This window comes from Limosilactobacillus ingluviei DSM 15946, from assembly GCF_001435775.1.
GTDB lineage: Bacteria > Bacillota > Bacilli > Lactobacillales > Lactobacillaceae > Limosilactobacillus > Limosilactobacillus ingluviei.
Genome location: NZ_AZFK01000088.1, coordinates 64,267 through 70,439 on the forward strand (window position 1 = coordinate 64,267; position 6,173 = coordinate 70,439).

Genomic DNA, 6,173 nt, shown 5'->3' on the forward strand with positions numbered 1-6,173 from the left:
GCTTTTACCCGAGCACTCAGCGTTGTTCCGTTTGTGGTCATATCAAGCGCGGTGATGATAAGGTCACCTTGGTTGGTAATCACAAGCATCATACGAAACATGATGAATATATCTGTTACCAGTGTGGCGCGACGCTAGACCGCGATGCAAATGCGGTCGCTAATTTGTTAGCTTTGCTTTAAGTTGTCATGGAGCCAGGCTATTGGCTCTGGGGAAGCCCTTTCCCCTGGAGGTCATTCTAGTCAGTCCCTGTCGCTGACTCCCAGTTGGGTGAGCGGGAATACTGGCGTTTTAACGATGATGAATAAAATTTAAGAAAGGAAAACTATATTCTTTCTAACAACATAAAAGGGTTACTCTTCTATGTTGTTCTACATTTTATATAGCAGGTTCAAAGAATGATCAAACAACACTTCAAAATGTACAAAGCCGGCAAGCGGTGGTTAATTGCTGCCATTACGGTGATGGGGGTAGCCTTGGGGAGTCAGATTGCTTATGCTGACACGGCTACTACTTCAGCGGCCCCGTCCTCGGTGACTACTGCGCAATCCCCAGCTCCAACTTCAACTTCGGAAACGCCGGCGCCGGCGACGTCTGCCGCCCCAGCCCAGGCTACTTCCCCAATTCAGACGGCCAGCGGGCATGAAGTGCAGCGCAACGGGGCGTGGTACTATGTCCAGACTAATGGGACCCAGACCACGGGCTGGCAGCGCCTGGCAGACGGTCGGGTAGTGTACTACGACGCCCAGACCGCCCAGATGGTGCACGGGGAAAAGTACTTTACGGATACCAACCGTTGGCTGTATTTGGACCAAATCAACGGGGCCTTGCACCGGGGCTTTACGACCTTGCCGGACGGCCGGCGGGTCTACTACGATGTGCAAGCCGACCTGAGTGGCGCCGGGATGCTCCACGAGGTGCAAGCAGTCGGCCAGCAGACCTATAATTTTGATCCCTGGGATGGCCACCTAAAGACCGGTTGGCAGACCGTCAACGGCCACCACCCCGCCTATTTTGCCCCGGCAATGGTTAAGCAAGCGGAACGCCACATTGATGGCCACTGGTATTACTTTGATGCCCAGGGGGCAATGGCGACGGGACTGACGACCTTGCCAGACGGCCGGTTAGTCTACTATAACCAACAGGGGCAAATGCAGTACGGTGAGCAGCCCGTTAACGGGAAATGGCTCTTCTTTGACCAAAATAACGGGGCGATCAAGCAGGGCTGGTTTACCTTACCGGATGGGCGGCGGGTTTACTACGATGTCACGCCCAAACAAAATGGCTTCACGGGCGCCGGGATGCTCCACGGGGTCCAGGCAGTTGGGAAGCAAACCTACAATTTTGACACTTGGGATGGGCGTCTGAAGACGGGCTGGCAAACCGTTAACGGCCAGCGGGCCTACTTTGCCCCGGCGATGGTCAAGCAAGCAGAACGCCATGTTGATGGCCACTGGTATTACTTTAATGGCCAGGGAGTGATGGCGACGGGGCTGACGACCCTGCCGGACGGGCGCCTAGTCTACTACAACAAGCAAGGGCAAATGCAGTACGGTGAGCAGCCCGTCGGTGGGAAGTGGCTCTTCTTTGACCAAAACAACGGGGCAATCAAGCAGGGCTGGTTTACCTTACCGGATGGGCGGCGGGTCTACTACGACGTGACGCCCAAGCAAAATGGCTTCACCGGCGCTGGGATGCTGCATGGTGACCAACAAATTGGGCAGCGTTACTACCGCTTTGATGCGGTGAACGGAAAGTTGCTGCAAGAATTGACGAATACGGCGACCTATGATCAGCAGGCCCACAAGCTGCGTTTCTTAGGCCACGGTGGCTGGCTTGGGGCGAACCAGCGCTTCTATGACCACGGCCAAACGTTTACAACTGATGCTCAGGGCTACGTGGTCCTAACGGCCGGCGAACATTACCTGGGCCAGCAGTGGTACTTGGCGGGGGCTGATGGCACGGTCAAGACTGGTTGGCAGACCCTACCGGATGGGCGGCTGGTTTACTATGATCCGACCACGGCAGCGATGGTTAAGGGGGAACGCAACTTAGCGGGGCACTGGTACTACTTCAACCCGCAAAATGGGGCGAAGACGACCCGCCAGTACGTTAACCTGGGGAGTAAAATCGTCTACTACAATGATCAAGGCCAGATGCTGTACGGCTGGCAAACCATTGACGGTCAGCGCCGCTACTTTGATCGTTGGGATGGGGCCGAAGCACTCAGCACGATTCTGCCCCTGGACGGGCATTGGTACGCCTTTGATCGCTATGGGACCCCCCGGGACCTGCAAGCAGTTAACAATTTAATCAACCGGCTGGGAAGCAAAATCGCCTTTGCCGTGCAATCCCAAGTCTCCGGGCAAGTTTACAGTTACAGCAATGCGAACCAACGCTTTATCACCGCCAGCACGGTGAAAGTGGCTCTTTTGGCAGAACTGCTGCACAAGACCGGGGGGAACCTGTCGGCTTATCAACGCAGTCTGGCGGAAAAGATGATTCGCAACAGTGACAACGCCGCGGCGACGGCGATCGCCAATCAATTGGGACGCAATACGGCCGGTGGAGATCTTTACCGGGCACTGGGGATGAGCAGTACGACCCCAACCTATCACTGGGGGCAAACCCGCACCACGTCGCAGGACCAATTAAAACTGTTAGCCCAGATCTACTTGACGGATCATTCGGGCTACTTGAATCAGCGCTCCCAAGCTTACTTGCGGGAACTGATGCACACGGTCAGTGCGGGCCAACGCTGGGGAATTTCCGCCGGCAGCAGTGATTACTACGTGAAGAACGGGTGGTTGAGCCTGTGGTCTAACGCGCAATGGTACGTCGACAGCATCGGCTTTTTGCCGAACCACGGCCGCGGGTACACCCTGGCCATCTATTCGGAAGGCAATCCGCTAGCGACCGGGATTAATAAGGTCGAACAAGTTGCCCGCTTGGTCCAAAGTTTGCTGGGCTAATGCTTCGTTGCCCCTGGTGCGGATCTGTTTTTCATCGCGACATTGATTGACGATTGTCTTAAATTAGCTTAAAATTAAATTGTGATTATTTGAGCAAACAAGGAGATAAAACGATGGAAATCAAAGCAGCAGTGGTGGCCAAGCAAGGGGCCCCGATTCAAGTCCAGACCTTGCAACTGGATGCGCCTAAGGCCAATGAAGTTCTGATCAAGACCGTTGCGACGGGGATTTGCCATACCGATATTGCGGGGCGCGACCTCGGCATGAGCCCCTACCAAGTAGCCTTGGGACACGAAGGGGCCGGGATCGTCGAAGCAGTCGGTAGTGCGGTCACGACGGTTGCCCCCGGGGATCATGTGGTGGTTTCCTTCGGTTACTGCGGGCACTGTGCCAACTGTTTGCAGGGGCACCCGGCCAAGTGCGTGCGCTTAAATGAATTGTGCTTCGGTGGCGCTAACTACGACGGGACGCACCGTTTGCACACGCCGAGTGGCGAAGCGGTCAGCACCTTCTTTGGCCAATCGTCGCTGGCCACGCACATGGTAGCGGACGAACACAATGTGGTGAAGGTGGATGCCGCGGTGGACCTGCGCTACTTGGGGCCACTGGGCTGTGGTTTTCAAACCGGGGCCGGGACGGTGATCAACGGGGTCAAGCCGGCCTTTGGCTCCTCGATGGTCGTTACCGGGGCCGGTGGGGTCGGCTTGGCTGCCGTGATGGCTGCCAACCTCTATAACCTCGATCACCTGGTGGTCATCGATCGGCACGATGATAAGCTGGCTCTGGCCAAGGAACTGGGAGCGACGGACGTAATCAACACGGCGCAAGTGGACGATGTCGAAGCGGCCCTGCGTGAGATCGTACCCGGCGGGCTGGATTACGCGATCGACACCATCGGCTACACGCCCCTGATCAAGGACTGCCTGCACGCCTTGGGGACGGATGGTAAGCTGTATCTGGTGGGGATTGCCGGACCCCTGGACATCAGTGGGATGGAAGTGATGGGCGAATCCAAGCAGATCATTGGGCTGATCGAAGGGGATGCGATTCCGCAGCTCTTTATTCCGCAAATGATCAAGTACTTCCAAAAGGGGAAGTTCCCGATCGACAAGTTGATCAAGTTCTACTCCTTTGACCAACTCGCGCAAGCCTTTGCGGACTTTGAGGCGGGAGCCGTCGTTAAGCCCGTGATTATCTTTGAATAAATCAGCCAAGCCCGCTGGTAATGGCGGGCTTTTTTGGTGCTTTAAGCCGAAAGGGGTTACAATAAAAAGAAAGCGGGCAATCCAGTGGAAAGGACGCGAATAACATGAGAAAGATCTTCCTAACCAGCCTAATCATGACCAGTGCTGTGACCCTGGCCGCGTGTGGTAAAGAGCACTACCGCGCGGAGCAGTCCAGCAGTTCTACCAGCAGTGCGGTAACGTCGGCGGCGACTAACCACAGCACCCAAGCCGCATCAAGTTCGGCGCCAGCGCAGTCAACCACGTCCAGTAAAGTTGCGACGTCGGCGTGGAACGATCAAAAGGCGGCGCAGCTGCGGACCTTTATGGACCGGTGGGCGCCGACGATGCACCAGGCCTACCTGCCGATCAGCCGGACGACCTTCCCGGAGTTTCTGCCGGAGAACAACACCGTTAATGGGGCGACTACGACCATGCAGTGGTCAGCGGATGGGACGGGAGCCAGCAGCTACAACGTCGTCGCGATGTACAACTACAACAAGCGCGTGGACACCCAGGTCGCGCAGATTGGCGAATTCCACATCACCTACGCCTTTGCCTATCACCAGGGCGAACCGGTCGTCTTAGTCAGCCAGGCCACCAACGGCGGGATGTTTTGGCAGACCACCCAAAACCAAGACGTTAGCCGGAATTTTGCCAGTATCGCCCGTGGTCAGGGCGTGATTTTTAAATAAAAAATCGGCGGATCCCTGGAGTTAGTAAGCAGCTAAAATCAAACAAAAGAAACAGCCCGCCGGAAACTTCGCGCTTCCCGGCGGGCTGTTGGGGTTGAAGTCCAATGAACCTCATGAATTTCTACAATTTATTATACCACAGATGAAGCTAAAGCTGGCTGCCAGCGGCGCGGTTGGCTTCGACCGGTAGCCTGGTTTTGCTATTTGCTGAGCCGATCGAGCTCGGTCAAGGCGAGCGGGAACTTCCGGAACCCATCGTTGGTTAAAAAGTGGCCGCCGGTTTCTTGGACGATCAGTTTGGCTTCCAGGTCACTGGCCATCGCGATCCCCTGACGATAGGGGGCGATCGGGTCGTCTTTGGCGACGATTACGGTCGCCCGGCTGAGCTTGGGGCGCACCTGGGTGTAGTCAGGGCGGGGCAGGATGAAGTCAGTCAGGGTCGGGTACTGTGGCAGTGACCGGTCAAAGGCGCCGACCAACAGCAAGCGGACGTCGTGGAGGTCGTGGCGGGCGACAAAGCGAACCGCGGTCAGACAGCCGAGACTGTGGGCGACTAGGGTCAGGCCGTCTTGGACTGGAATTTGGTCGTCAACGGCTTGGTCCCAAGCTTGCCGTTCGGGATTGAAGGGCTCTGGCAGCCAAAGGCGGTTGAGCTGGATTTGCGGGGCGGCCGCTGTTTCCAACCAGGGAAACCAGTCATCGTCGCGCGTCGAGGTGCCGTGAATCAAGTAAGCGTTGGTCATGTCAATCATTCCTTTCGGGCTTTTCTTTAACGGTAAGCCGCCTTCGCGCGGAAGGCAAGCAGAAATTTTAGTGATTTTGCCCACGGGGGTTTTCAAAGGCGGGGAGATCTGGTATATTATTTATGTTAAAGATTTGCTGACTTAGCTCAGTTGGCAGAGCAACGCACTAGTAATGCGTAGGTCGGAGGTTCGAATCCTCTAGTCAGCACTAGCCAAAGCCTGGATCGATGGTATTCGGTCCAGGCCTTTTTCGTGGTTTTAGCGGCGCTTGGCCCAGCGATAAATTTGGGAAACGTGGCTCAAGCAACTGAATTTTATCCTTTAATGGCAGAATTCGTTATTTTAATTTGGAAGCAATCGGGCAGGAACGCATGAATAGAAACTGGTTTTTGCTAGATAATCCGCTGGTTGAGTCTACTGCTGATTAGCTGACGATGGTCGTTCACTCTAAAATAATCGACTTAAGTTTTTCGCAATTAAACTGCGTACAATACCCTTAGAGGTTGACACTTTTAAAAATGAAAGTGTTGCCTTTGGGGG

Annotated in this window: 5 protein-coding genes and 1 tRNA gene; 5 read left to right on the forward strand and 1 reads right to left on the reverse strand. The window is 55.3% G+C overall.

Annotated features, from left to right (window positions below; genetic code table 11):
* The 4 genes from FC43_RS11465 to FC43_RS10680 all read left to right on the forward strand — a co-directional run.
* On the forward strand, positions 1 to 182 hold a 182-nt coding region (locus FC43_RS11465; RefSeq protein ID WP_235807622.1), incomplete at its 5' end, for a transposase.
* Between the two features lie 216 nt (positions 183 to 398).
* A complete protein-coding gene (locus FC43_RS10670) occupies positions 399 to 2,972 on the forward strand; it encodes a serine hydrolase (protein WP_019206710.1) in 2,574 nt (857 codons plus the stop codon).
* A 113-nt stretch (positions 2,973 to 3,085) separates the two neighbouring features.
* Positions 3,086 to 4,177: an NAD(P)-dependent alcohol dehydrogenase gene (locus tag FC43_RS10675; RefSeq protein WP_019206711.1), complete on the forward strand. Its 1,092-nt coding sequence runs from the start codon at positions 3,086 to 3,088 to the stop codon at positions 4,175 to 4,177.
* 104 nt (positions 4,178 to 4,281) lie between these two features.
* Positions 4,282 to 4,890 carry a DUF4767 domain-containing protein gene (locus tag FC43_RS10680; RefSeq protein WP_019206712.1) on the forward strand — a complete coding sequence of 203 codons (609 nt, stop codon included), beginning with the start codon at positions 4,282 to 4,284 and terminating at the stop codon, positions 4,888 to 4,890.
* A 200-nt stretch (positions 4,891 to 5,090) separates the two neighbouring features.
* Here the strand turns inward: FC43_RS10680 and FC43_RS10685 are convergent, their stop codons facing one another.
* The gene (locus tag FC43_RS10685) at positions 5,091 to 5,633 is read right to left on the reverse strand and encodes an RBBP9/YdeN family alpha/beta hydrolase (RefSeq protein ID WP_019206713.1); all 543 of its coding nucleotides are present in this window, start codon (positions 5,631 to 5,633) and stop codon (positions 5,091 to 5,093) included.
* A gap of 135 nt (positions 5,634 to 5,768) precedes the next feature.
* Here FC43_RS10685 and FC43_RS10690 point away from each other — a divergent pair.
* Positions 5,769 to 5,841 (forward strand) — tRNA-Thr (locus FC43_RS10690).
* The last annotated feature ends 332 nt before the right edge of the window (positions 5,842 to 6,173 follow it).